The 25532-nt window shown below is 35.4% G+C and carries 25 protein-coding genes; 5 read left to right on the top strand and 20 right to left on the bottom strand.

What is annotated here, in order from left to right; all coding sequences use genetic code 11:
* Nucleotide 1 precedes the first annotated feature (1 nt).
* Genes LI954_RS01815 through LI954_RS01755 form a run of 13 tightly spaced genes read right to left on the bottom strand, consistent with a single transcriptional unit; the run spans nt 2 to nt 11397 of the window.
* Nucleotides 2–697 carry an ABC transporter ATP-binding protein gene (locus LI954_RS01815; RefSeq protein ID WP_229443337.1) on the bottom strand — a complete coding sequence of 232 codons (696 nt, stop codon included), beginning with the start codon at nt 695–697 and terminating at the stop codon, nt 2–4.
* A complete protein-coding gene (locus LI954_RS01810) occupies nt 694–2109 on the bottom strand; it encodes a phytoene desaturase family protein (RefSeq protein WP_229443335.1) in 1416 nt (471 codons plus the stop codon). The genes LI954_RS01815 and LI954_RS01810 overlap by 4 nt, the downstream gene beginning before the upstream one ends.
* 23 nt (nt 2110–2132) lie before the next feature.
* Nucleotides 2133–3479, bottom strand: coding sequence for an aspartate aminotransferase family protein (locus LI954_RS01805; RefSeq protein WP_202066690.1), 1347 nt, complete (start codon nt 3477–3479; stop codon nt 2133–2135).
* 21 nt (nt 3480–3500) lie between these two features.
* On the bottom strand, nt 3501–4217 hold the full coding sequence (locus LI954_RS01800; RefSeq protein WP_229443333.1) for an SDR family NAD(P)-dependent oxidoreductase: 717 nt from the start codon (nt 4215–4217) through the stop codon (nt 3501–3503).
* Between the two features lie 19 nt (nt 4218–4236).
* Nucleotides 4237–4977: a 3-oxoacyl-[acyl-carrier-protein] reductase gene (gene fabG, locus LI954_RS01795; protein WP_202066688.1), complete on the bottom strand. Its 741-nt coding sequence runs from the start codon at nt 4975–4977 to the stop codon at nt 4237–4239.
* Entirely contained in the window at nt 4974–6032 is a 1059-nt protein-coding gene (locus LI954_RS01790) for a beta-ketoacyl synthase N-terminal-like domain-containing protein (protein WP_202066687.1), read from the bottom strand. Before LI954_RS01790 ends, fabG begins: the two co-directional genes overlap by 4 nt.
* A 5-nt stretch (nt 6033–6037) precedes the next feature.
* A complete protein-coding gene (gene fabZ, locus LI954_RS01785; protein WP_202066686.1) occupies nt 6038–6472 on the bottom strand; it encodes a 3-hydroxyacyl-ACP dehydratase FabZ in 435 nt (144 codons plus the stop codon).
* Between the two features lie 4 nt (nt 6473–6476).
* On the bottom strand, nt 6477–7493 hold the full coding sequence (locus tag LI954_RS01780) for a BtrH N-terminal domain-containing protein (RefSeq protein WP_229443476.1): 1017 nt from the start codon (nt 7491–7493) through the stop codon (nt 6477–6479).
* Nucleotides 7494–7495: 2 nt separating this feature from the next.
* Nucleotides 7496–8248, bottom strand: coding sequence for a hypothetical protein (locus tag LI954_RS01775; protein WP_229443331.1), 753 nt, complete (start codon nt 8246–8248; stop codon nt 7496–7498).
* Nucleotides 8220–8666, bottom strand: a complete 447-nt coding sequence (locus LI954_RS01770; protein ID WP_202066677.1) for an acyl-CoA thioesterase — start codon at nt 8664–8666, stop codon at nt 8220–8222. Before LI954_RS01770 ends, LI954_RS01775 begins: the two co-directional genes overlap by 29 nt.
* A gap of 5 nt (nt 8667–8671) precedes the next feature.
* A complete protein-coding gene (locus tag LI954_RS01765; protein WP_202066675.1) occupies nt 8672–9898 on the bottom strand; it encodes a hypothetical protein in 1227 nt (408 codons plus the stop codon).
* Nucleotides 9891–11096 (bottom strand): beta-ketoacyl-[acyl-carrier-protein] synthase family protein, encoded by a 1206-nt coding sequence (locus LI954_RS01760; protein ID WP_229443329.1) that lies wholly within the window; start codon nt 11094–11096, stop codon nt 9891–9893. The genes LI954_RS01765 and LI954_RS01760 overlap by 8 nt, the downstream gene beginning before the upstream one ends.
* 1 nt (nt 11097) lies before the next feature.
* Entirely contained in the window at nt 11098–11397 is a 300-nt protein-coding gene (locus LI954_RS01755; protein WP_202066672.1) for a phosphopantetheine-binding protein, read from the bottom strand.
* A 582-nt stretch (nt 11398–11979) separates the two neighbouring features.
* Between LI954_RS01755 and LI954_RS01750 the strand changes: the two genes are divergently transcribed.
* Nucleotides 11980–13455, top strand: coding sequence for a phytoene desaturase family protein (locus tag LI954_RS01750; protein ID WP_202066670.1), 1476 nt, complete (start codon nt 11980–11982; stop codon nt 13453–13455).
* Between the two features lie 14 nt (nt 13456–13469).
* Nucleotides 13470–14798, top strand: a complete 1329-nt coding sequence (locus LI954_RS01745; protein ID WP_229443328.1) for a DUF4872 domain-containing protein — start codon at nt 13470–13472, stop codon at nt 14796–14798.
* A 156-nt stretch (nt 14799–14954) separates the two neighbouring features.
* On the opposite strand, the gene LI954_RS16295 is transcribed toward LI954_RS01745, so the two are convergent.
* Both LI954_RS16295 and LI954_RS01740 read right to left on the bottom strand, forming a co-directional pair.
* Nucleotides 14955–15212: an integrase core domain-containing protein gene (locus LI954_RS16295; RefSeq protein WP_420705959.1), complete on the bottom strand. Its 258-nt coding sequence runs from the start codon at nt 15210–15212 to the stop codon at nt 14955–14957.
* Nucleotides 15209–15427 carry a hypothetical protein gene (locus LI954_RS01740; RefSeq protein WP_229443474.1) on the bottom strand — a complete coding sequence of 73 codons (219 nt, stop codon included), beginning with the start codon at nt 15425–15427 and terminating at the stop codon, nt 15209–15211. Before LI954_RS01740 ends, LI954_RS16295 begins: the two co-directional genes overlap by 4 nt.
* 146 nt (nt 15428–15573) lie before the next feature.
* On the opposite strand from LI954_RS01740, the gene LI954_RS01735 reads away from it, so the two are divergent.
* Both LI954_RS01735 and LI954_RS01730 read left to right on the top strand, forming a co-directional pair.
* Nucleotides 15574–15840: a hypothetical protein gene (locus LI954_RS01735; protein WP_229443327.1), complete on the top strand. Its 267-nt coding sequence runs from the start codon at nt 15574–15576 to the stop codon at nt 15838–15840.
* A 563-nt stretch (nt 15841–16403) separates the two neighbouring features.
* Nucleotides 16404–16763 carry a hypothetical protein gene (locus tag LI954_RS01730; RefSeq protein ID WP_229443326.1) on the top strand — a complete coding sequence of 120 codons (360 nt, stop codon included), beginning with the start codon at nt 16404–16406 and terminating at the stop codon, nt 16761–16763.
* 271 nt (nt 16764–17034) lie between these two features.
* On the opposite strand, the gene LI954_RS01725 is transcribed toward LI954_RS01730, so the two are convergent.
* On the bottom strand, nt 17035–19677 hold the full coding sequence (locus tag LI954_RS01725; RefSeq protein WP_229443325.1) for an AAA family ATPase: 2643 nt from the start codon (nt 19675–19677) through the stop codon (nt 17035–17037).
* 150 nt (nt 19678–19827) lie between these two features.
* Entirely contained in the window at nt 19828–20307 is a 480-nt protein-coding gene (gene rlmH / locus LI954_RS01720; protein WP_229443324.1) for a 23S rRNA (pseudouridine(1915)-N(3))-methyltransferase RlmH, read from the bottom strand.
* A 552-nt stretch (nt 20308–20859) separates the two neighbouring features.
* On the opposite strand from rlmH, the gene LI954_RS01715 reads away from it, so the two are divergent.
* On the top strand, nt 20860–22143 hold the full coding sequence (locus LI954_RS01715; protein WP_229443323.1) for a S1C family serine protease: 1284 nt from the start codon (nt 20860–20862) through the stop codon (nt 22141–22143).
* Nucleotides 22144–23277: 1134 nt separating this feature from the next.
* Here the strand turns inward: LI954_RS01715 and ytpR are convergent.
* The 3 genes from ytpR to pepA all read right to left on the bottom strand — a co-directional run bounded on the left by ytpR (nt 23278) and on the right by pepA (nt 25480).
* On the bottom strand, nt 23278–23892 hold the full coding sequence (gene ytpR / locus LI954_RS01710) for a YtpR family tRNA-binding protein (protein ID WP_229443322.1): 615 nt from the start codon (nt 23890–23892) through the stop codon (nt 23278–23280).
* Between the two features lie 178 nt (nt 23893–24070).
* Nucleotides 24071–24394 (bottom strand): thioredoxin family protein, encoded by a 324-nt coding sequence (locus LI954_RS01705; protein WP_202066488.1) that lies wholly within the window; start codon nt 24392–24394, stop codon nt 24071–24073.
* 9 nt (nt 24395–24403) lie between these two features.
* Nucleotides 24404–25480 carry a glutamyl aminopeptidase gene (gene pepA / locus LI954_RS01700; protein WP_202066486.1) on the bottom strand — a complete coding sequence of 359 codons (1077 nt, stop codon included), beginning with the start codon at nt 25478–25480 and terminating at the stop codon, nt 24404–24406.
* Between the last annotated feature and the right edge of the window lie 52 nt (nt 25481–25532).

The following is a 25532-nucleotide window of genomic DNA, read 5'->3' as shown; positions in this document are numbered from 1 at the left end:
ATTATCCCCACCTAATCTCATCGACTGACTTTTTATTTGTATTTTGATAAATTTCTTCAATTTCTCCGTTCTTCATTCTCATCACTTTTGTTCCAATATCAGCGATACCAGCATTATGGGTAACCATGATAATAGAAAAGCCTAGCTGCTCTTGAAGTTCAATTAGCAGTTTTAGTACCTGCTTACTGGTTTTTTCGTCTAATGCTCCTGTTGGTTCATCACAAAAAAGATATTTTGGTCTTTTGGCCAATGCTCGGGCAATTGCAACCCGCTGTTGTTGACCGCCAGAAAGTTGATGAGGCATTCTATCCAACAAATCATCCAGACCTAAAGACTGTATAATTTTAGAGAAATCACGATTATTAACCAGATTTGCTCCCATTCTAATATTGTTTAATACGTTCAGTTCTGACATCAAATAATATCCTTGAAAGATAAAACCAACTTCATCTCTTCTGAATTTTGTCCGTTGTTTTTCAGAAAGCTTGCTTATATCTTTATTTTCATAAATAATTTTTCCTTGATCACTTGTATCTAAGCCCGACATAAGATTCATTAAAGTTGATTTACCAGAACCGGAAGGACCTAAAATAACTAAAAATTCTTCGTCTTCCACTGTAAACGTCACTTTGTTCACTGCATAAAGATTATTTTCTCCATTAAGGTACTTTTTCACTAGATTATTTATTTTGATCATGTCGCGTTCTCCTCCAAAATTGTATAAATTTTATATGCACTTCTAAATGCTCCATAGACACCAAAGTCTGTTGACCAATTGCCGCAGATATACAGACCGTTGATACCTTTAAAAACAGGTGAAAAGCTATTCGTATTCTGAACAGATTTTCCTGTCCTTATCCAGCCAAACACAGAACCTTCATCTACAGAGACAACTTTAGAATAATCATCATTTTCCAAAGCAAATGGGGCCTCTAATTTATCAGAGACTTCTGGCATTGCCTCTCTAATCAATTTTAAAACAGCTACCAGTTCCACTTTTTCTTTATGATTATGTAATAGAAAAGTAAACATTATTGTTCTTTTAGATTCATTAAATAAGGGGTCAGCTTTGTGAGGAAGGCTAATCATGCAAATCGGTAATTTGTCACTGGAAGGTGCCAGATATAGTTGTTCCTTCATCAAAGGTGATGTGTCCTTTCCAAGGTAAGTATTATCGCTTGATAGACCTAGGACATCCTCTAATAGTTCTGCAAAAACCCGAAAAACAGATGGACCCTTTTCCAACTTCTTCATTTTTGTACTATTTCTTAGTTTCTGGCAGCTTTCTGGCAGAATATTAAATGGAAAAACAGTAGATATAATTTTGTCTGTTTCTATCTCGAAAATCGTTTCTGTTTTTAATTCTTTACAACGGATTCCTGTAACAGCAGTTTCTTTATCTACAAGTAGCTCTAAGCACTCCACATTCTTTTGAATTTTCCCACCATTTGTGATTATTTGTTGTTCAAGTTTGTGAATTAGTTTTTGTGGTCCACCTTTTACATAACAAGCACCAATACTATAAGAAATAACGAGACTTAAAACTGTAAAAGCTGAATCTTCTCCTAAAACGGCACCATATCCTGGTCCAAATGAAAGCAGCAGTTTCTTCAGTAGTTCATTCGTAAAATACTCTGATAAAAACTGATTAAAACTTTTCTGTGATGTTTCCATAAACATCTTTAAAAGCAATGCATCATCATTCACAATAAAAGCCTGCTGATAGCTGATTAGTTTTTGAATAAACGCTTCAACTGCTGTCTCATCTGGAAAATTTTCTGTAATATAGACGGACAACTCTGAAAGTTTGACTGGTAGCTGATGTGATTTTCCATCAAGAAGGATCGTCAAATATTCTGTTTCAATGAACGTTTCATCATAATCAATAGCCAACTGATTAAGAATTTTTCCAATGGGTCCAGATTTAGATATTCCACCTAGATGGTGAGCGCCTAGATAATAGTTCGTTGTTCCAGAAGTGATCGTCTGGCATAACCCGCCCAATAAATCACTTTTTTCAAAAACAATAACCTCATTTTCCTTGGACATTAGCGCTGCCGCTGCTAAACCGGATATTCCACCTCCGATGACGCTGATTTTCTTCTTCATACTACTGACTTCCTTTCCAAATGCTAAGTCTCTGCAAATAATTCAATTTTTTTCATTGTTTCAGTAATGATTGCTACCATTTGATCGCAAGCTTCTTTAGTAATTGTTAATGGTGGTGCTACAATCAAGACATTCGTATCGTCTGGATAAAGCATCAATCCTTTGTTTAGCATAAATTTAGATGCAACTTCGGCAATTCCCCATTCACTCATTCCCTTCATAGGAATTTCTTTAAAAATCAATGAAATCATCAAACCGCTGCCTTTTACTTCTTCTAATAAAGAGTTATTTTTCAATTCAAATGTCAACTGTTCTTTCAAATAGCTCCCCATTTTCTCTGCATTCTCAGAAAGCTTCTGCTCTACTAATTCAGTAATTGTGGCTAACGCAGCAGCACAAGCAACCGGATGACCACCAGAAGTATAGCCGTGATCCAACATTGCACCTTCTGAGTCACTCCAAAATTCATTGAAAATCTTTTCGGTAACCATGACACACCCCATCGGTATATAGCCCGAAGTCATCCCTTTAGCAGCCATCATTAGATCTCCGTATACCTCGTATTGCTGCGAAGCAAACATCTTACCTGTGCGACCAAATCCTGTGGCTACTTCATCAACAATAATTAGCACATCATTTTCTTTACAAATAGAGAATACTTGCTCAACATAGTCTTGGGGCAACACATTAACTGCATTTGACAACTGTATCAATTCAAAAATAAACGCACCTATTGCAGTATCTTCTCTTTTTATGTAGGCCTCAAATCGTTCGACAGCTTCTGTAATCTTTTGCTCTTTTTCCGACTCTGAGTCATTACATGAAAGGATAGGAGGCTCTACTTGAAAGAAGCCTTGAGGTGAAAGTGCATATTCTTCATTGCTATAGCAATCCTGTGCGACCATTTGAGCAGCAATCGTTGCCCCATGAAATCCACCACTTAATGCAAGAATCCCTGTTTTGCGACTCTGTTGGTTATATCGATATTTTCTAACAATCTTAATGGCTGTATCACAGGCTTCTGACCCGCTGTTTGTAAAAAAGCAGCTATGAAAATGTTGATCTGTCAGTTCCTTCATTTTTTCAGAAAATTCAATAGCTCGATCATTTGTCGTTGTATACAGCGTAGAATTATCTAACGTATTCAACTGATCTACAATGCTTTTGATAACACGTAGATTTTTATGTCCTACATTTGCACTTAAGAGATTGGAAACTCCATCATAAACCTTTTTGCCATCTTGATTGATAAAATTATTTTCATTATCAACTTCTGTTAATATTTGAAAGTTTTTATCTAAGTATGATTTCATTTGTTTAAATGAATTCCAAACAGCTTTTCCTTGTTCTTTCTTATACCGTTTTTTCATTGTTTCTCCCTTCTATACTGCTTATCTAGCTGTATAACCGCCATCAATCACAATATTCTCTCCAGTCATGCTCGTTTGATTTAAAATAAAGGTAATTGCTTGGGCAATATCACTGTTTTGAATGTATTGTTTTGGAAGACCGCCTGTTGTAAACATCCATTTTTTATTCTTTGAAAGCTGATTCATTGCATTCGACAGCATGTTTGTTTTTACGAAACCTGGGCTAACAGCATTTACCAACACACCTTGATCACCATAGTCTAACGCCATGCATTTAATCAATTCGATTACAGCTGCTTTTGATACCGAATACGCACTCATATTATAGGTGCCAACAACGCCTAAGTGAGATGCTAAAGCAATAATATGGGCATGTGTATGTTTCGTTAAGTAAGGTAATAGTAATTTAGTATATTCAAACACTAGATTTACGTTAACATTCATTGTCAGCAGCCATTCTTCTTTCGAAAGTTCTGTGACACTCCCTGGAATCATCAATCCGCTGGCAAATATCACTCCGTATAGTTCACTAGCTTGATGAGCATAATCCAACACCACTTTTTTTGATGCTTCTTCTGTTAAATCAACCAGAAAGCTTTTAATACCCGCACGCTGATATGCTAAATGCTTTTTTTTATTCTTATCAAAAACGATAACATCATATTTTTCAGTCAGTTTTACCACAAGTTCTGAGCCAATCCCGCCAGAGCCACCGAAAATAAGTATCTTTTTTTTCATCTCAGTTACCCCATCCCTTTTATGTCAAGCCGCCATCAATCACCACTGTTTGTCCAGTAATATAGCTTGAATGATCACTGCAAAGAAACACAACCAAATCTGCCACTTCTTCCGGTGCTCCCAATCGTTTCATCGGGATAGATCCTCTTAGTTCCTTAAGCTTCTTTTCTGGAATTTGCTGCACCATCTCCGTATCAATATATCCTGGAGCAATAGCATTCACTCGAATATTTTTTGTTGCAAGCTCTTTTGATAAAGACTTCGTTAAACCATTTACTCCAAATTTAGAGGCGCAGTAATTGGCCTGACCAGCAACTCCGATAACACCGCTGACTGAGCTCATATTAATAATCGAGCCAGATTTATTTCTAATCATTTCCATAATCACCTGTTTGGACATATAAAAACTTCCATTTAAATTTGTCTCAATAACAGTTTCCCATTCCTCATCTGTCATCATGAAAAACAGTTTGTCTTTTGTAATTCCTGCATTATTCACCAAGCAGTCGACCCCGTCTAGGGTTTCAATCATTTCTTTTACCTGAGCTTTCACAGCATCCTTTTTAGAAACATCTAATTGAAAAATGTGAAGGTTTTTCTCAAATTCTGGCAATTCTTCTTTTAACTGGTCTGCATGTTGTTTAGAATGTATATATGTAACAGCAACCGTTGCACCTAGTTCCAAACACTTTTTTGTAATGTGTCTGCCTATTCCCCGGCATCCGCCAGTAACAATGACTTTCTTATCATCTAATCTCATGATTTCTCCTTTGTAATAACCGTTGCTGTATAATTTCCTGAAACATCATATCCAGTGATTAGAATGGTTTTTAAACGGTCTGTTTTGATATTTCCCCCCAATTTTGTTGGGACATATCCGTTCTTCAAAATCAATGCTCCTGCTAAGAGTCCAACATTACACGAGGAGCCTAATGTTTCACCGAATAGCTTCTTCACATTGTCAATGCGAGGAATTTGCGTTCCAAAGATATCCTTCAAAATACCACTTTCTAATGTATCAAAGTATGAGCCGTTACTGGAATCAATAATCAAATCAATTTCAGAGTGATTTCCTCCATTCACCTGCTTCAAAAGTTTAGTGAGGTTTTGCTTCACTCTTGCTTCGTTCACTTTTTCGATCAATGGATAGATTCCTAAATTACAGTCTTTCGTTTCAATAATTTCACAGTATCCCATGTTTGATTCATCTGATTTCTTTAAAACAAAGGTAACTGAGGCTTCCTGAACAGGAACAGCTTTCGTGATCTCTTTTTGATTGAAGGCTTCATAGAGTTCTTCACAATATTCCTCAACTGATCCAGTAACAATATGATCTGCTACATCTTTTCTCAATAATGAACTGGAATAAGCAATATTATTGCTGCCCATCAAAATTGTGCTCACACCTTGGAATCCATATTCCATACACACATGTCCTACGCAGGTATTAGAAACTGTATTTGCAAAAACTGTTGGGCTGCATAAATCCTGATCTCCTTCATGAACCATTTCAGCAAAAGCCAAGTTAGAAACCATTGGACCATATCCTGTTGAAAAAATAGTTCCTACTTTAGTTTTATCTAAAGATTCCGTATCAATATGGCTTGATTCCAATGCTTTATGTGTTGTGTAAACAGTCATTTCTGAATAACGGTTCATTCTCCGTCTTTTCTTCTTAGGAACGACAGATTCAAAGTCGATTTTGCCATGACTATCTGTTGATTCAGCTCTCATATCTAAATTCGCCCAAATCTCATCCAGATCATTTCCAAGCTTACTGATAACGCCAATTCCCATTACTTTTATATTTTCCAATGTGTTCACTCCAATTCAAAATTAGTATCAAAATAGTAGGTAATAATTCCTTTGGCAGCAATTTTTCCATTAACTTTTGCTTTACATTTCACTCGAACAAATTTTGATACTTTTTGTACAAATTTTGCTTCAACAATGACTTGATCACCAGGGCGAATTTTTTTAAGAAATTTAACATCTTCAATTTTTGATAAATAAGCTTTTAAAGAACGTTCATCATCACTGTAAAACATAAAGCCGCCAATTTGGGCCATCGTTTCAATCAATAACACGCCGGGAAAAACCGGCTCATCTGGAAAGTGACCTTGTGCCCAAGGCTCGTTTACGCTGATACATTTAATTCCTCGTACATATCTTCCAAAATCTATTTCCTGAATATCATCAACAAACAGCATTGGATATCTGTGAGGTAAGGTTTCTAAAATTTTGCTATATTCCATCCATTTACTCCTTTACTATCCACTCTAATAGTTGGATTCCCTGATTTTCTATCTCTATGATTTTTGTCAAGCAACGGTCTAACTGTTGTTGTTGTTCTTGATTCATTGTTGAACCTGTCAAAATCTTTGAAAGTAGTTTCCATTCTTTGGCAGCTTCTTTATAATGAATTGCAGATTCTAAAAATTGCTTATCTCCAGTAATTTCTGCCGCTTCTTGTAAAAAACGTCCATAAATACGTCTAAAATTACCTCCGCCAGTTCCTAATTTTTCCATTAAAATCCCGAAGGTTGCTATAGTTTCTTGTTTTTCCTCATAAAGATCATTATTTGATACAATCGTTAGTAGCTCTTTACGGAATGTACCAAGTCCTTTCAATCCCATTTTGAAAGCAAACGGATACTTCATTCTGTGAATATTCAATTCCACTGCTTGAATCATTTCCTGATGATACGAACCTGAATAAGAGGGTAAAATAATGCTTCTATAATTACTTCTTGGATTTACTCCACTTTCTGTTGCTCCCATTGCTGATTTAAGATCTTCAATAGAAATAACTTTTGGTTCTGCCCAACGATGATCCAATAGTGTCACAATTTGGTTCTTTCGATCACACTCTACAATAATTGCATTATGTAAGCCAAAACCGATATTATTCAAACTGGCTAAATAAGGTTTAAAGTATGGTAAATGTTTGATCGATAGGTCTAAAATAACTGGAATTCCTTCACCGACCATTGTAATGATTGTGTCAAACGCTTTATCTGGATCGTCAAAGTTTCCACTAACATACTCTCCACCCAATAATGTAGCTAAATTCAATTCCAGACTCTCATTTTTTCCTGATAAAAAGCATTCATCCGATTCTTTATAATACTGATAAATGAAGCCTAAACCAGAACCGCAACCAAAGGTCATGGCTTCAGAAAAGGGATAGCCTTGCGCCTGAAGCAGCACTTTTGAAGCATTTGTACCACAATTTGATCCTGGTGTGTGTGTATTTACTACATCAACTGTCAACATACTCAAGCAACTATATCTCCTTTCACCATTGTTATGGTTTCATAATCAGCTGCGATTTTCTTCAACTGCGCTCTAGTTTCTTTCGTTAAAAGTTCTCGATAGCCTTCTGCGATTTCCAGCCATTTTAACTGCTGCAAATTTCCTTGACTCACATAAAGATTTTTTAACAGTTGTTCTTGTTTCTTATTCGCCATAGTTGTATTAAATCGTTTCAAGTAGTAAGACACCGCTGACTGAACTGAGAATTTTATCGAAACATCTGTAATCCTGCTCATTCCGGGAACATTCAACATGATCATTTCCCATTGATTGTTTGTTTTTATACAACTTTCGATAGCTAAGCATTGTTCTTTTCCAGTTTTAGGATTGATAATCAATAATGATTCTTCTGAGTAACCGCAACAAACAACGGGTACTTGCTGTATTGATTCCTCAAGTAGTTCTCCTTTTACGAAAACAATTGGTGGCGCTAATCTCATCTTGATATTCTTTTTTACATTCTCCATAAATAATTTCGGATCATCGTGATGAAAACTTTCCAAGTAAAGTCCCAAGCTGTATGCCATACTGGCTTCTTTACCGATTCTACACTCCTGATGCTCTCCGCTTTTCACAAGAAAGCCACCATAAGTTAGATATAATAGATCCTGATCAACGTAAGAACCTGCATATTTTAATACATTGAAATAGGTGTTCAACTCTAAATCGTGGCTTTTAATCCAAGACTTACTTAAACGTGGAAAACATCTTTTCACCAATTTCACCTCTTTCATAAGCTTCGATTCTTTCCATTATCCACTTTGGAACACTTAAAAGTAGTTGTTCTTGATCGTCTACCATGGCATGAATCGTTTCACCTGTTGCGATGACTTTCCCAGAAGCTGATTTCATCTTATAGGTAAATCGGACTTTGCAATTATTTATAATAGAAAATTCCAATTGAATCAGTGTTTTCTCAAAATTATACTGAACCGCCTGACGATACTTACATGTGGCTTCGATTACCGGAAATTTTAACGCTCGTCCATTCAACATATCGCCACTAAATCCTAATATATTTCTTGAAAAAGCCATTCTAGCTTCTTCAAAGTAGCAGAAATAGTTGCTGTGATGAACAATCCCATAACCATCAGTATCTCTGAAACGAACTTGATTTCTATATTCATAATTCATCCTTTTCACCTCATTTCACTGATTTTGTATCTATCGGATGTAAAATTCATTTGATTATCCACAACGTTCAAAATGTGATAGGCTGCTGAAAACCAGGCAAATCCCCAATGAGTACAGCTAAAATCTGTAGAAGTATGTTTTCTAATTAAATTAGTAGGATCTTTGAGCGACTCTTTTTTGCTAAATGCCCATGCGTATCCTGCACCATTGACTACGTCAAACCTTTGATTTATTTTTGAATCATCTACGACCTCAGTTTCGCTGCTACTTGTCACAAAAGGTGTCAAACATTCTTCTACTTGACCCATGGAAATAGTTTCTCGATTATAAGAGACTCCTTCAAAACACCATTGAGATGGAGCATTGTAATTTAGTAGTTGACTGTTCCAGACCTTCGTGATGATTTGATCTCCCTGATTTATCAGATATAACGTATCCGAAGCCAACGTTATCTGAGGGGATAAATATCCGACTTTGATTGAATTTTCACTACTTTTAGTAACCTGTCTCAAATCAATAACGGCATCCATAGTTTCTTCAAATTCAGCCGTATCATTTGAAAACTTTTCTATCTTCAACTCTGATATATCATGAACTATTCTTTGCTCTGAGGATTGTTTACCTACTTTCTGACAATACGCCAAAGCATCAAATGGTAACGCACAAATATCAAAGAATTGAGTATAGAGATATCCTGCAAAAACAGAAAATGTAACTTCTTTAACTGGTATAAGCGTTTTTATAATCCTGATAAATGTCGGATCTTGAATACCAATATACTCAATTACTTCCTCAACATTTTTATTGTAATATTTTGCAGAAGCAGAAAATTTTACTTTCTTCCCATCAAATCTGCTTGTAATAAATTCAGACCACTCAATTCCTATTCGTTCTATTTCTGAAAAGAAATAATTAATTCCTTCTACCTCTTTCGGAAAATCATTTTCTAATTTTTTTTGAAAACTCTGAATGTTCATCTCATACACATATTCTTCTTTATCTAATACAATGGATAGCTGAACAGCGTTTTTTCTTATTTCTAGCGAGTCCTCAACAGTGTCTTCAAAAAACTGTTTCATGATCCCTGTTTTTAAATCATTTCCAAAAAAAGGGTACACAGATACATCCTCGATCTGGTCAGTAAAGCGAAGGACCTCGTATTTCTTCTTCAACAATGACGCAGCTAAATCACCTGACAGATTATTGCCAATAATTCCAATGCGCTTATTCATGAACTCTTCCTACAAAGATACTTGCTGTATTGCCAGCAAATGCAAATGAATTAGAGAGTGCATAATCTACAACCAGTTCTTCCTTAGAAGTGTTGAAATGATTCGCTCCACACTCGTCCAGTTTATCTTCCAACCGAATTGTCGGTGGTACGATTTGATGATGAATCGATAACATTGTTGAAGCCAATTCCAATGCACCAGCGGCAGCCAAACAATGACCAATCATTGATTTATTTGATGATACATACAGCTGTTTTTGAGATTTTTCAAAAAATCGATCAACGGCTCCAGCCTCCATGACATCATTCAATTTTGTTCCTGTACCGTGAGCATTCACATAGTTAATTTTATCCAACACATATGGATGATCTTTTACCGCCATATTCATAGAAGCCGTAGCTCCAACTCCCTTAGGATCTGGACTAGTAATATGATAAGCATCATTATTAATTCCATAGCCTAAAACTTCACCATAAATTTTAGCGCCTCTTTTTTTCGCATTTTCTAATGTCTCAAAAGTGAAAAAAGCTCCGCCTTCACCAATATTGATACCATCTCGCTGTTTATCGAATGGGCGACACTGATTATTACTCAACGAACGTAGTGCATGAAAACCATAATTAGAAAACTCCGTCATTGGATCTGCTCCACCAACAATGACCAAATCAGCATTTTCTTGTTGGATTAAATCAAAAGCAATCCCAGCTGCTGTTGTTCCTGCTGCACAAGCTGACATGGTTGTATAACAGCCACCTTCTACACCTGTTTCTTCTTTGATTGTTGAAACAAATTGAGGAATCTTAACTAACCAGTCTGCATTTTTCTTGCCATTTTCTTTGTCATTCACATATCCAAGAATCCGGCCATTAGATGCCAAAGAAGTGGCAAATGAAAGACACGCTCGATCTTCCATTTGCTGAATATTTTCTTTTGTTAACCCACTATCTTCCAGTAGCTCTTCTACAGAATTTTTAACGATATAATCAATTCTTTCAGGTTCATCAGAACTTGTAGTAAGATATGGCATCTCCCGTTCAATTTCACCTACAAAGGACGTACTAAGCTTTGAACCATCAAATAATGAACATTCCTTCAATCCACTTACACCATTTATAGTATTTTCAAAAAATTCATCTTTATTATCACCATTTGCGCAAATAACGCCGATGCCGGTTACAACTACTCGATGTTTCGTCATATTATTCCATTCCTTTTTCTTCTCTTACATAATCAGCAATACTTTGAACACTTCGGAAAATCGCCATGTCTTCATCGCTTACTTTCAGTTCAAATACTTCGTTCAATCCCACAACTAATTCTAAAGCATCAACTGAATCCAAGCCTAAACCAACTTCTTCATCAGAATAAGATTCAAAAATCGGAGCATCGAAATCAAAATTTTCTACATCTACATCATCAAGATCCAATTTGTCAATAATCATTTCTAATACTTTCATTTCCAAACTTTCCTTTGCTACCTTTACGTTTTGTTCTGTCATCTCAAATTCCTCCAATAAATCTATTTTTTCAAATAATGGTTAACACCATGTATTTGTTGCATTAACTATATCGCCAAATGGACCACTACAATGCGGTTTTTCATACAATCGTCCAAATCATACATTTTTGCTTTTTTTCTCCACGAACAACAGCACTTTTGCTATCTTTTTCGTCGTTTCCTTTACCACGTAGCTCATTGAAGCTATATAAAATAACAAAAATTGCAGCAACACACATCAAGCAGATGATTAAATAGAAAAAAATTTTTTCAAAATATGAAGTCGGCGTTCGCAACATCACTTTTTGAACTATATTGCAGATAGTTAGAATCCTAATAAATGGTAGGAACAAAAACTTATTTACCTAATATAAATAAAAGTCAAATAAATCATTTTTTCGATACGAACAACTTCTGTACTCAATATCCTTCATTCACAATAACTCTGTCATTTCTGTTCTAATCGAATAAAATAGACTCAAATTTGATAAGAAAACCGTGTTTTATGATTTATCAAAACATTCTATTTCACTTTCATAGATACTATTTCTATAAACAGCAAACGAAAGAAGGTTACTTATAAATGAAAAAAATAGCTGTTATTGGCAGTGGGTATTCAGGATTGACCTGTGCTGCATTACTGGCAAAACAAGGATACAACGTGGAATTATTTGAAAAACATTCTGTTCTTGGCGGATATGGCGATGGATTTGAGAAAAAAGGCTTTACTTTTCATACCTCTGTTTATCGTTTTCCTTCCACTGTCTATACGATCCTCGATCAAGTATTAGATTTAACCTATGACAATTTCTTATATTATTATATGCAATACCATATTAATGATCGCAAAATTCTAATTGATGATGACCTGTTGAATGTCCTCAGAAGAGAGTTCCCCCACCAACGTGTCAATGTGGAACAATTCAAAGAAAAAATGAATGATGTATTAGATATTCTCAACGAAATTGATCAATCTGGCGGGAACATTTTATCTATTTCTGTAGAACGTTTGAAAGAATACCTGATATTCACAAAACGAACAATCGAAACTGTTCTTATTGAATTCTTTGGAGAAGATGCTCTATTCGCAAATGTTTTTTATGCCTTATTTGACTTAACCGCAGACATGTCAGCAATCACAATCCCTGCTACTCTTTGTGTTGGAAAGGATACTCCTGAAAATAAGATGGTCTTTGGCGGGGGCAAACAAGTAATTGCAGATTTAGAAACATTATTTTTGCAGTTTGAAGGGACTATTCATCGGAGAAAAGAAGTGAGTGCCACACTGATAGATGATGGATCATTGACAGAGCTTCAATTCAAAAATGGAGAAACATATTCTAATTTTGATTATGTGGTTTGGGCGAACGACTATAACAATTTTTATCGTTTAAATAATGAACAATATTGGAACCCAAAACTTAGAAATGATTTTATTCCTTCCAGTTCTAGTTTTGGTATCTGGTTAGGACTAGATCAACCTTTTGAGTCGTTGGGGATCAGCGAAACCTATCACAGCATTTACATCGGTGACCGAACTTTTTACAGCAAAGTGGCCCAGCAAAAAATTCCTGTAGAAACAGAATTTTTAATGGTTTCTTTCCTATATTCCAAAGATTCAAAAAGTACGCCTGAAAATAAGTCACAGCTATGTTTAGGTTTTGCTATGAATTTTGATTTTATGAAAGAATGTCAAACACACGGCATTTATAAAGATGTAAAAAAAGAAATTGAAGAGCTTTTCATCGCTCTTCTAAAAGAGTATTTTCCAATTATTGATGAAACTAAAGTTATCTGTAAGGCTTCTGCGACACCGTTAACCTATGAGCGCTATACTCACAATCGAAAAGGTTCCATGTATGGTTTTGAAAAAAAACAAGAATTTGTCATCAGTAGTCAAAGACATGAAACTACCAATACCAGCATTAAAAATCTATTTTTCTGCAGCCAATGGACATCGATCGCCGGCGGTACATATGGTGCAGTGAAAGAAGGTATCCGTGCAGCCAATCATATTTTATCGCTGGACAATAAAGAAACCTATCAGTATCAAGAATAAATGGGGGGCATTCAATGAAACACTCAATGCACAGCTCGTGCTATATTGCATCATTCAGTAATCTTCTTGCTCAAAATAATCCATCAATCACAGATGAACTTCTCTTTGGGATTAGTCAAAGTTTTAGTTTCATGTATAATTACACCAATCTGCCCCAATCCGGATGGACCTTTTCAGCACTAGGTTCAACCCACCAGGGAATATTTACACTCTCTACGTTGCTAAACAGGGAGATCAGTATTATTTTGGCTGAGGAGGAAAACTATCTTGCTACTCTATCAACTATTCTCAATGACCACTCGTCTGCAATTATTGAAATCTCTGTAAGAGAATATATGAAGGATCCTCAAAGCAAAGAATTATTTTCATATGTAAAAGAAAGTAATGTAAATCATTATGTAACGGTTCATAAAATAGATTCTGAGTTTGTTTACTTTTATGATAATTTCAGTTTCAAAATGAGAAAACTGTCTATTTCAGATTTTCTTTGTGCAGTCTATCCAAAAGACACCAATGTCTTTTATCCTTCTGAAGGCCGAATTTTTTACTATAATATGACTAAACAAAGTAACATGGCTCCGTTGTCTAAGCAAATGATTTTAGAGGCTATCCACCACACAGCAGAGCTATTTCTTCTGTCTAATTGGGAGAGTAAAGGGTTAAATGGTCTCGATCACATGTCTCAAGAATTGAAACATATCTTGTCAGAAAAAGAACATCTGGAAAAAAATAAAAAGCTCTTCTATTACTTCTGTATCCTTGCTGGAAATGGCGGTCTTTATAGAAGAGACTATATAAAATTTTTAAAAAAAGTAGCGTCTCTTTATCCGGAAGAAGCAATAATTCTTAAAAAAATTATTGGTTTATATAAGATTGCTCAAAAAAAGTGGAAAAATGTATCAAAAGAAATTGCTTCCATAGATATTCACTCAGCTTCTTTAAAACAGGCTTTCAGTGAAATAGAGAATTTGTTGAATGAAGTGGCACTTATTGAAAAAAAAGCCATGTACACATTATGGTCTTGGACCGAAAACCACGTAAATAAATCAGTTACATCCAGTTTTCCTATTCAAAAAATAGAAACTAATTCCTTCAATACGCTTGAAGAAATTATTCGGTATTTTATGAATAGCCGAATTGAATTTGATTTGATTGTAACTAAAAAAAATACAATAGATTTAAACATTGCTCCTGATGACCAAATGTTCTATTGGACACCTTCAAACAAAAAATTATCAACAGAATTTTGGGATGGAACGATAAACTATGGTTTTAAAACTAGACCGTTAAAAGAACTAACTACCTTAAAATCAGAAAGTTTTAAAGACCAAATAGCTGGATAATTTCAATACATGGAAACTTAAATAATACTCAGCTCCGATTTATTTAGTTCAAACTTAGTCTTTTTTTCTTAGTAAAACTCTGGATCGGCTAGACTAGACAGAAAAAATAAGGTGTGTAAAATAAAAAAAATACACAGGAGAGGGACCTGCAATAGTTTAGTTAAAGTCGGTTAGATTACTTATTTTCTTCGCCTCAAATTGTCGAGGAGTCATCATAAATTTTGTATAGATTCTTTTGTTTGGATAGTAGTCTTCTAAATAATCTTGGATTAACACCTTCATCTCTATTTTACTTTTATGCTTGTTGGGTTCGATTAATTCTCGTTTGATCGATCGATGAAATGATTCGATTACTGCATTGTCAACAGGAGTCCCAGATTGGCTCATTGAATGTGTGATGTGGTGGTCGGTCAACAGCTCTTGATGGATAAGAGACCGATATTGCTACCTCTATCGGAATGAATTACCGTAGGCAATTCTCCTTTATAAATGTGTAATGGATAGACGACAATTTCTTTTTTCATGGTTGAATCCACCATATAGCAATGTGGAATACGAGTTGCCAAGTTAATATAGGTGGACAAATAGAGGAGACCGTCATTACAAGGAATATAAGTAATATCCGTCACCCAAACAGCATCGATTTGGCTCTGTTCAAATTGTCGATTCAATAAATTTTCTTTTACTGTTTCTTCGATTGCTTTTCCTCTACCATAAGAAGAGTTGCGTTGATGAAATAGTTAAGCATGGAAATACCTATAGTCTATTTGATTCTATGGAAATTACGGAGGACCAAAAGGAATTAAAAAAAGTTATAAACATTTTATCTGGAGTTTCTCCACTACATCAACAATCTCTTATTGCTGATTACTTTAGTGAAACGATACCAGAGAATATCGTTTATGGTGGTAAAGAACATAATGAACTATTGATGAAACTCATTGAACTGACCCAGAAAAGTATCACCATTGTCTCTCCTTGGATTAGTGCTTATGTAGTAAACGAAAACTTTTTACAGATTATAGATAATCAGCTTAAGTAAGACACTACCGTCCAAATCTTTTTTGGACACAAAGGTAAAAAACGATCACTGGAGACAGAAATTGATGAGATAGTAGATAAAGATATACCTTGGAGAAAAGAAGAGGCCTTAAAAGCAATAACTGCTCTACGTAAATTATTAAAAGACAATCTTGTCTATAATCCACCATCACATGTAAAACTGCTGCTGATTGACAATACCTATTTATTTATTGACTCATTAAACTGGCTAATGAACAGCGGCAAAACTAAGCAAAAAGAGCTCAGTTGTCTAGTAACAGATAAATCAAGCATAGAATATATTAAGCAATATTATGCTGAGTAACAATAATCATAATCAATACAGTTTATTTAAAAATAAGCTCTATTTATTTCACGGCATAAATACAAATCAATCATCATGGATATATAGTTTGTTTTTTCTGTAGAGAATCAGTTCAAATATGACCAACAAAAAATTTTTTTATTACTAAGCAAAAAAATTTCTATTGGTCTAGAAAAAAACAACTATTGATATATCACTAAAAAAATAGCTTTTTGCAAATATTTCGGGAGGAAATAAAAATGAACAGTCCTATTAAAAACGTCCCCTCAGAACTAAGACCTTTAATTATTTTTCTTTTCTACCTGGCCTTAATGATAGTTGCTCTTTTTATTGTCGGTTGGATAATTGACTATTTAAGAAAAGATCATTATCAGGTCAATAAATATTATTATCGAACGCTCAATAGCAATATTGGCGGTGGAGAAGAGTATTATTACAGATATTGGGCTTGGCAACCCTATAAGAAAAAATTTTACAAACAAATCTTATCCGAGAAACAAGGAATCAATAGAACATACTCTAGAAAAGCTATACAAAGAAGGAAGTTGAAGAAAAGTCCTATACCCTTTAGAAGGGAGATATACGGGAAAGCAAAATAGAAAAATTTCATTTACCTGAGGATGTGCCAAAGGCGTTTAGTCTCGAGAAGTAGGCCAAAATTCACGAAAATTGTTCTTCAATTTTTTGTGAATTTCAGCCTATTTCTGAAAGGCTTGTTTCTGCGGTTACTCGTCGCAACTATGATCTGCGCTCCTGCTCCCACCGTTTATCCGGATTCTAATCGAGTTATAAACAACTAAAAAGTTAAAAATTAATCATTTTACAATCAACGTTCCTAAATATTTCCAATAACCTGTTAACACAAACAACTTATTTAATTTGTTTTTCGAATTTAACTAATATTTCTTTTTTAAGCAAGTTAAGCTCACTTTCCTCATTTACATATAACTCTTGAAGAATATTCTTAACAAATTTTTCTCTGGTTACCCCTAATTTTTTGGCAATCTTATTTACTGATTGATTATAAACATCTTTTCCTGGAGACAAGTCCTTCCAATCTGATTCCCAATTTGAAATGTAAGTTTTTTCTACTTCATTCAGTATTAATTCATCTATATTATTTAATTGGTCATTAATAGTCTCTTTTAGCTCTAAAATATATTCTCTTAATCCTGATCCTGTATCACTGTTCTCAATCTTATGTTTTACTTCCTTATATTTTGAAATTCTAGCTATCTTTCCTAACATTTCATTTAGTCTAAAATCAATAAATTTAGATTTTGCATTGCTCACATACTTGTCTGCTTCTTCTTTAAATATTTTTGAAATGTCCTCATCAGTTATGAAATTTGGAGACTCTCCAGACAAATTTTTTTCAATATCATTATATACCTTGCAAAAGCATTTCTCATCCAATAGATAATTTTCAATTTCATGTTTTTCTAGCACAATAAAATGAGTATCATAATATTCTACGTCAGTTTCCATAAGTTTTTTTATATCTTCATCTGTCTTAGTATCTCTATCTATCATAAATACAAAACATGGATTGTACAATAATTTGTCCATACTAGACATCACACCACATGTTCTTATAATATCCTCACAATTGTTTAGTTCATAAATTGTTATTCCATACTTTTGCTCTAAACTTTTCAAGTGTTCTTTTTCTGTAATTCCTTCTACAAATAACATTTTTTCATTTATAGAACTTATACCAACCTTCCTTAATTCATTTTCAAAATGAGTATCTAATTTGATTAATTTGTTTTCATCATCAAAAAGATAATTACTTCCATCATTAAAACTTGAATAAATCAATTTTTTAGAATGCGTTAGTAATAATACATTTCTAACCTTTATTCTATTTTTTAAGAAGTCAACATACTTGAGTAACAAACTTTCGTGAAGATGATTCTCAGGTTCATCAATTATTATTGTATTATCTTCACCAATATAATAGATGAAAATCAAACTATACCAAATTAATTGTTCTCCTGCACTCAATTTTCTTATATCAAATTTCCCCCAAGGTGACTTTATAAATAATGATATTTGTCCTTCAACCTCTTTAGTAGAAAAATTATCTATCTCTAAATGTGGTATTAATTCTTGGAAAGCTTCTTTCGTATTATTAAAATAAGACAGTCTAGGTGGTTTTCTAGGTATCACTCTGTCTGTAATATAATCATTAAATATTAGATCATATAAATGGCTATATGTATTTTTAGGATCTAATACTGCTTCAAGTACTGATGAATATTTTTTTTCATTGTTTAAGATTACATTATCAAATGTATAATCCTTTTCTATTACCGACTTATTTGTTGGCAGATATACAAAAACATTCTTAGGATTTTTTATATTCCAAGATTGAACTATTAATTTTTCAAGCTCTTTTGATGAATAATGAATACTATAAAAATCTTGTTCATTTTCATCTGAACTTTCTAGTCTAATTTCCTGAGGTTCTTCAAATAATTCACTGTTAAAAAATAATTTGATAAATGAATCTTTCTCATTAAACATTTCATAAAATTCTAACGCGATTGAATTAAAGTATATATTTCTCTCTTCTATAATAGATAAAAAGTACACTTTCTCTACCAACATTATTGCTTCCATTATTGTTGTTTTTCCAGATCCATTATGACCACTTATTGTATTTATTTTATTTAACTCACCAAATTCAAATATTGTTTCTTCTCTAAATCTTTTTATATTGTATAATTCAATTCTTTCCAACTCTAGTGTCGGTAAATCATTTAACTTAATTTTATCATTACTTAAGCTTTCCTCTTGTTTATGTTTTACTTGAGGCATTGCGATTTTTTGATCAGAGCTACTATTATGATTAAAATACAAAAATTTGAGATATGATCTTAATAGAGACCCTAGATTGGGTATTCCACCAAGATTAGTTTCTCTCGACCTAGTCCCTTCATCGTATTCTTTTTTCGCAATATTAGCTGTAAACAGTTTAATTTTATATCTCTCATCCCTTGGATACCAAACATTCACTCCTGAGATAATTCTTTTAATATCTTCATCTTTTTCTTTAAAAAACGATTTATATATCGGTAAAAACAAATCAAAACTATCATATTCAAAAAAATTATTTACTATACGTTGATCATAAGGAAAATCAATCTTCTCTAGTGTATATCCTAGTTTTTTTAATACTGGAGCATACCATACACCAACCTTTTCACCTTGGTATTTTGCTGCCCATTCCATGTACTGCTCTTCTATAATATCTGTATCGACTTTCAAATTCTTGATTTTTGTATCATCTATCATCTTTTTTATATGATATTTATCATCATTAGATATATTACCCTGAATATTTGTATTTGGCATATCCGGATTAGAATCATATACTGTAACCTTACAATCTAAGTTTTTTATATTAAAAGACCATAATACTCCATTATTATTTTGTTGTTCAAAATTACTAATAGTATAACCGTTTTGCTCAAGTTTGCTTAACACTTTATCTATATTTACATACATTCATTATGCACCCCTTCTATTCTATAAGCTTTATAAACATCCTGTTTGCATATAATAATTAGCGCATTCCAAAATTCCCACCTAATCATTAACCTACATTTCGCTAAACAAAAGCCATTTAAATCAACGTTCTTATTCAAGCGAATCGCATCATTTATGATACGGTTCCCCCTTCTGTATTCGAAATGCCCGGTAGATCTGTTCCATCAGGATCAGCCGCATCAGCTGGTGTGGATAGGTCATTTTGCCGAAGGAGATTTTTTGATTGCTTCTATTTAATACCTTTTCGCTGAGTCCGAGCGAGCCGCCAATCACGAAGGCGAGATTGCTTTTACCGGAGATGCCCAACTGTTCGATATCTCCGGCAAATTCTTCACTGCTTGGCTGTTTGCCGTTGATTGCCAAGGCAAACAGATAATCGGCATCCGACAGCTTCGCCATGATTCGTTCACCTTCTTTGTTTTTGACCTGAAGCATTTCAGCCTCACTGAGTTTTTCTGGTGCTTTTTCATCAGGGACTTCTATAATTTCCACTTTGCTGTAGCTTTGCAGTCTTTTCAGGTATTCATTGATGCCCTGAACCAGATATTTTTCTTTTAATTTTCCCACAGTGATAATCTTAATTTTCATTTATCCACATCTTTTCTTTTTTTCTATTATAGCCTGTCTGAAACTAGCGATGATGTCCGTGCTCTCCATAATTTTAGTATAATTCAGTAAAAACAACAGTTTTTCTTCCCAACCCAACCTTCTTGTAGATACGCTCCCTTATATTTTTGACTCTTTTGCCACCGACATTCTCAGACACATCTAATCTTTTCCACCAATTTTATCATGTTGTGGATAGGGTTTCCACAGTATTTCCACATAGTTATACACATATTCACAGACTTATCCACAGGTTCAGTCTCTTTTTATGGTTATTCTGACTGAATTTTAAATACAAACAAATATTCCCCTGTCAGGTTATGCACATTATCCACAAACCTGTGGATAACTCATGTCGGTTTTTTCCACACAATTCTTCTTTATTTTTTCATAAATTGACTTTACGTTTTCTCATTTAGATGAATTTTTACCTAAGTTTTTCATAGAAAGTTCAAAGCTGTGTTATAGACTAAATGTGTTGAAGAAAGTTATACTATGAATAAAGAAAATGAAATGTACGCAGGAGGATTTATAATGGATAGAAAAGATGTTACACCTAATAAAAATGGTTTATTAAAAAAATTCGGTATTGGTATTGCCGGCGGGGTGATTGGCGGTTCACTTGCTTTTGGTGGTCTATATGCAGTGAACGGAAATAATTTAAATAATTCACCCAGCTCTTCTGAGCAGTTAACCCCACAGGATAACAGTGGTGATACAACCGTCAGCAATGTCAGCGTGAATGTCAACAGTGATATCACGGAGGCTGTGGAAAAAGTACAGAATGCAGTAGTTTCTGTAGTTAATATGCAGCGCGTCAGCCAAAATTCAAACAGCATGTATGGCGGGTTGTTTGATGACCGAACACAAAGTGACTCTGAGTCTTCTGACAGTTCCGATGCAGATCTGGAAGCTGCCAGTGAAGGTAGTGGGGTGGTTTACAAGAAAGATGGAGACACAGCTTACATCGTGACCAACAACCACGTGGTCAGCGGTGCCCAAGCTTTGGAAATTGTTCTTCATGATGGAACAAAAGTACAGGGTGAACTAGTAGGAACTGATTCTTATACAGACTTGGCTGTTATCAAAATTTCTTCTGATAAAGTGGATGCTGTAGCTGAATTCGGTGATTCTGATAACTTGAAGATCGGTGAACCAGCCATTGCCATTGGTTCTCCTCTGGGTTCTGATTATGCGAACTCTGTAACACAGGGCATTGTTTCTTCTCTGAATAGAAATATCACAAATACAAATGATGATGGCGATCCTATCAACATTAATGCGATTCAAACAGATGCAGCAATTAATCCTGGAAACTCCGGCGGTCCTCTAGTGAATATTGAAGGACAGGTAATCGGTATCAATTCTGTTAAAATTGTTCAATCCAGCGACTCTGTCAGCGTAGAAGGAATGGGCTTCGCTATTCCAAGTAATGATGCAGTCAGCATTATTAACCAGCTGGAAAAAGACGGTAAAGTAACTCGTCCGGCTTTGGGTGTAACAATGATTGATATGGCAAACATCTCTGCTCAGCAAAGAGAACAAATTCTTAACACACCAGAAGATTTAACAACCGGCGTCGTACTTCGCAGCATCCAGTCCGCTACACCTGCAGAAAAAGCAGGTCTGGAAAAATATGACGTTATCACTAAGATTGATGGCGAAGATGTTGAAACATCAACAGACGTTCAAAGTGCTCTTTACAAGAAAAAAGTTGGTGACTCTATTGAGGTAACCTTCTACCGTGGTTCAAAAGAACAGACAGTAACTGTTGAACTGACGATTGATCAGGAAGCATTGAACAACACCCAAGAATAGACATAGAACAAACCTCTGGAACGTTTCATTCGTTCCGGAGGCTTTTTTGTATATCCAGAGCTTCAGCCAAACTTCTTATTATCACCCAGTATCATTCATCCTTCTCAATTTGGAAGTATTTTTACTTCATCCAGACTATAATAAACAATTTAGTAACTGTGACATAAATATGTCTGATATCCCTAAAACCAAATAAATGGTGTTCCAGTCTTTGTATGATCCGAGCATTCGTAAGAAGCGTAGGAGCACATTCTTACTTGTCCTTCAGACATACGACGAGCATTCGTAGAAACTGTAGGAGCAAGTTCATATATGCCCCCCAGACATGCGACGAGCATTCGTAGAAACCGTAGGAGCAAGTTCATACATGCCTCCCAGACATGCGACGAGCATTCGTAGAAGCGTAGGAGCAAGTTCATACATGCCTCCCAGACATGCGACGAGCATTCGTAGAAGCGTAGGAGCAAGTTCATACATGCCTCCCAGACATGTGACGAGCATTCGTAGAAGCGTACCTCCATGCTTCGAGGATCGAAACGAAGTCCTTCAATTCTTAATGGCTCTGCCGTTTAGAAATTGATGAGATCGAAACGAAGTGTAGTGTAGTGAGAACCGTAGACACAGAAAAACGGCTACAGCGTAATGGTTTGTCTCGAGAATCGTTAGACTCATAGAGACAGTAGTTCTGGAAATAAATCACTACGATTGACTTGTCAGAGTAGATGATGCATGATGCCTACTTGGTTCTTGAGACAGAACACTTCTGTCATAACCTCTTTGCAGTTCCTCGCACTTGCTACAATAATCAGTTTTGCAGCTGTGATGGTATGATCCTCGAGACTGTAGTCTCCAGTAAGAAAGCCTCGGTACACACACCCGAGGTCTTTTGTCTGGATTCAGATTTTTTCTTCAGTTCTTTTTACTGAATGATTTCTTCTCTATCCCTTGCTATTACTGAGTTTGTTAACCCCCAATTTTATAATCCCTTTAATGTCAAAAAAAAGACTCAGTCTAGAAGCTGATTTACTCGTCTTTCTATCAGATGCTGTCATACAGCTTCTAACCGAAAAAGTCCAATCACCGCGACTGCGTCCTTTTCTTTTTATCTTTATTTTGCTTGCATTTTAATCTTTCTTATCCGCCAATCGGAAAAGCTTCTCCCACTACCGCATCGAACGACAGCTCCAAAATACCTTTTTTCTGTGGTGCATCAGGAATATTCAGCTCTCTGGCAGAACAGATCATTCCCCAGCTTTCTTCTCCGCGAAGCTTACCGGGCCAGATCATCATTCCGTCAGGCATCATCGCACCGGGCTTAGCTACCACTACTTTTTGACCGGCTTTAATATTTGGCGCACCACAGACAATTTGAAGGATTTCTCCATTGTCCACTTCTGTTTTTGTAATAGATAAGTGATCAGAATCCGGATGCTTTTTACAGGATTTTACAAAGCCTACCACAATTTTTGGTTTTGTATCTGCAGCCAGAGTTTCTATAAAACCATTGACAGCCAATTCTTTGTTTAAACGATTAATTTGTTCTTCCGTTAATTCTACTTGTCCATTCCCTTTGATCTCACCAAGAATGGTTGATGCCTTAAAAATATTCCACGCAACCACCTCACCCTTGTCAACAGTGACTTTGGCTACATTGCCTTTGCGCTCCACGTAGTTTTCTTTTGCTTGATCATCCGCAACAATAATCAGCAGCACATCACCTACATGCTCTTTATTATATGAAAAAATCATTTATCTTCCTCCTCCACTCTGTTCCTGTACTATCTTAACAAAAAAGCCGGTATCTGCCTATCTTTTCTTACAGGTCGGCAGTCCCTCAAAAAAACCGGAAAAACCTTTTCAGTCTTCACCGGTTTCGTTTTATTTGTTGTATCGTTTCTGCTGTTTGTCAGTTTTTATCTGAGGTCTTTTATTTGGAACTTTCCAATCCATTTAAGAAGTCTGCAATTTCCTGTTTGGTTTTGCGGTCTTTATTGACCAGTCTTCCCAACTCCTTACCGTTATCCACAACGACAAAGCTTGGAATCCCAAAGATATTCCATTGAGCGGCAACATCGATAAATTCATCCCGATCCACCTGAATAAACTGATAATCAGAGAATTCTTCTTCAATTTCAGGAAGTGCAGGCTTTATAAAACGGCAGTCTCCACACCAGTCTGCAGTAAAAAAGAAGACATTCTTGCCATTTTCCACATAACCGGCTAATTCTTCCAGATTTTTAGGTATAATCACAGCTTTCACCTACTTTCCATAAATAATTGTATTGACTGTTGTACGGTCCAGTCCTTTTAGAACCTGAATCAGCATCTCTCTTGCCGCTTCAAAATCTTTGATGCTGAACATGGTTTGATGTGTATGAATGTAACGTCCGCAGACACCAATCACTGCACTTGGTACACCGTTATTTGTTGTATGCGCTGCACCAGCATCTGTTCCGCCTTTGGAAACAAAATACTGATAAGGAATGTTGTTTGTTTCCGCTGTATCCAGCAGATACTCACGTACACGCGGCAATGTAATCATTCCCGGATCAAAAATCCGCAGCAATGTACCTTCACCTAAATGACCATAGGTACCTTTTTTTGTTTTAATATCATCCGCTGCTGAACAATCCACCGCAAAAAACAATTCTGGTTTGAATTTATGAACAGAAGGTTTTGATCCGCGCAGACCAACTTCTTCCTGAACATTTGCTCCAGCAATCAGCGTATGTCCCAGAGTCTCATTCTGCAGCGCCTCTAATGCTTCCAGCACCAATGTACAGCCATAACGGTTGTCCCATGATTTTGCGATAATATTCTTACCGTTCGCTGTTTTGATGGTTTCCGTTTTAGGAACAATTGTATCACCTGGGCGAACGCCGTATTCTTCAGCTTCCTCTTTTGATTCAAAACCAGCATCAAACAGGACATCTGTTACTTCCAGTGTTTTCTGACCATTTGTTCCCCGCAGTAAATGCGGCGGAATAGACGAAGAAATACAAGGATAGTTGCCTTTCCCCGTTTTTAAAGTAAAACGCTGTGCGGAAACAACATAAGGATTCCAACCGCCCAGAGGGACTACTTCAAACAGTCCGTTGTCTTTAATCTGTGTCAGCATAAATCCGACTTCATCCATATGTGCAGCCACCATGACTCTTGGCGCATCCAACTCTTTTCCGCGCTTCAGACCGAAAATCCCTCCCAATCCATCATACTGAACCTCATCAACTAAAGGCGTGATATGCTTTTTCATATACGCACGAACATCTTCTTCTGCTCCGCTGGTCCCCTGTAATTCTGTTAATTCTTTAATACGCTGGAATGTTTTTTCTTCCATTTCAATCCCTGCCTTATCGTCGTTTTAAGCTCAGAAAAAAATACCTCCTCAG

The organism is Enterococcus sp. CWB-B31, assembly GCF_020567645.1.
Taxonomy (GTDB): Bacteria; Bacillota; Bacilli; order Lactobacillales; family Enterococcaceae; genus Enterococcus_L.
This window is presented reverse-complemented; position numbering and strand designations above follow the sequence as displayed.

Coding starts and splice junctions, on each gene's coding strand:
- LI954_RS01815 (WP_229443337.1), bottom strand. CDS start 697: ATGATCAAAATAAATAATCTAGTGAAAAAGTACCTTAATGGAGAAAAT.
- LI954_RS01745 (WP_229443328.1), top strand. CDS start 13,470: ATGAAACACTCAATGCACAGCTCGTGCTATATTGCATCATTCAGTAAT.
- LI954_RS01765 (WP_202066675.1), bottom strand. CDS start 9,898: ATGAATAAGCGCATTGGAATTATTGGCAATAATCTGTCAGGTGATTTA.
- LI954_RS01810 (WP_229443335.1), bottom strand. CDS start 2,109: ATGAAGAAGAAAATCAGCGTCATCGGAGGTGGAATATCCGGTTTAGCA.
- LI954_RS01715 (WP_229443323.1), top strand. CDS start 20,860: ATGGATAGAAAAGATGTTACACCTAATAAAAATGGTTTATTAAAAAAA.
- fabZ (WP_202066686.1), bottom strand. CDS start 6,472: ATGGAATATAGCAAAATTTTAGAAACCTTACCTCACAGATATCCAATG.
- ytpR (WP_229443322.1), bottom strand. CDS start 23,892: ATGATTTTTTCATATAATAAAGAGCATGTAGGTGATGTGCTGCTGATT.
- LI954_RS01805 (WP_202066690.1), bottom strand. CDS start 3,479: ATGAAAAAACGGTATAAGAAAGAACAAGGAAAAGCTGTTTGGAATTCA.
- LI954_RS01730 (WP_229443326.1), top strand. CDS start 16,404: ATGAACAGTCCTATTAAAAACGTCCCCTCAGAACTAAGACCTTTAATT.
- LI954_RS01750 (WP_202066670.1), top strand. CDS start 11,980: ATGAAAAAAATAGCTGTTATTGGCAGTGGGTATTCAGGATTGACCTGT.
- LI954_RS01780 (WP_229443476.1), bottom strand. CDS start 7,493: ATGTTGACAGTTGATGTAGTAAATACACACACACCAGGATCAAATTGT.
- fabG (WP_202066688.1), bottom strand. CDS start 4,977: ATGAGATTAGATGATAAGAAAGTCATTGTTACTGGCGGATGCCGGGGA.
- LI954_RS01800 (WP_229443333.1), bottom strand. CDS start 4,217: ATGAAAAAAAAGATACTTATTTTCGGTGGCTCTGGCGGGATTGGCTCA.
- pepA (WP_202066486.1), bottom strand. CDS start 25,480: ATGGAAGAAAAAACATTCCAGCGTATTAAAGAATTAACAGAATTACAG.
- LI954_RS01770 (WP_202066677.1), bottom strand. CDS start 8,666: ATGAATTATGAATATAGAAATCAAGTTCGTTTCAGAGATACTGATGGT.
- LI954_RS01725 (WP_229443325.1), bottom strand. CDS start 19,677: ATGTATGTAAATATAGATAAAGTGTTAAGCAAACTTGAGCAAAACGGT.
- LI954_RS01755 (WP_202066672.1), bottom strand. CDS start 11,397: ATGACAGAACAAAACGTAAAGGTAGCAAAGGAAAGTTTGGAAATGAAA.
- LI954_RS01735 (WP_229443327.1), top strand. CDS start 15,574: ATGGAAATTACGGAGGACCAAAAGGAATTAAAAAAAGTTATAAACATT.
- rlmH (WP_229443324.1), bottom strand. CDS start 20,307: ATGAAAATTAAGATTATCACTGTGGGAAAATTAAAAGAAAAATATCTG.
- LI954_RS01760 (WP_229443329.1), bottom strand. CDS start 11,096: ATGACGAAACATCGAGTAGTTGTAACCGGCATCGGCGTTATTTGCGCA.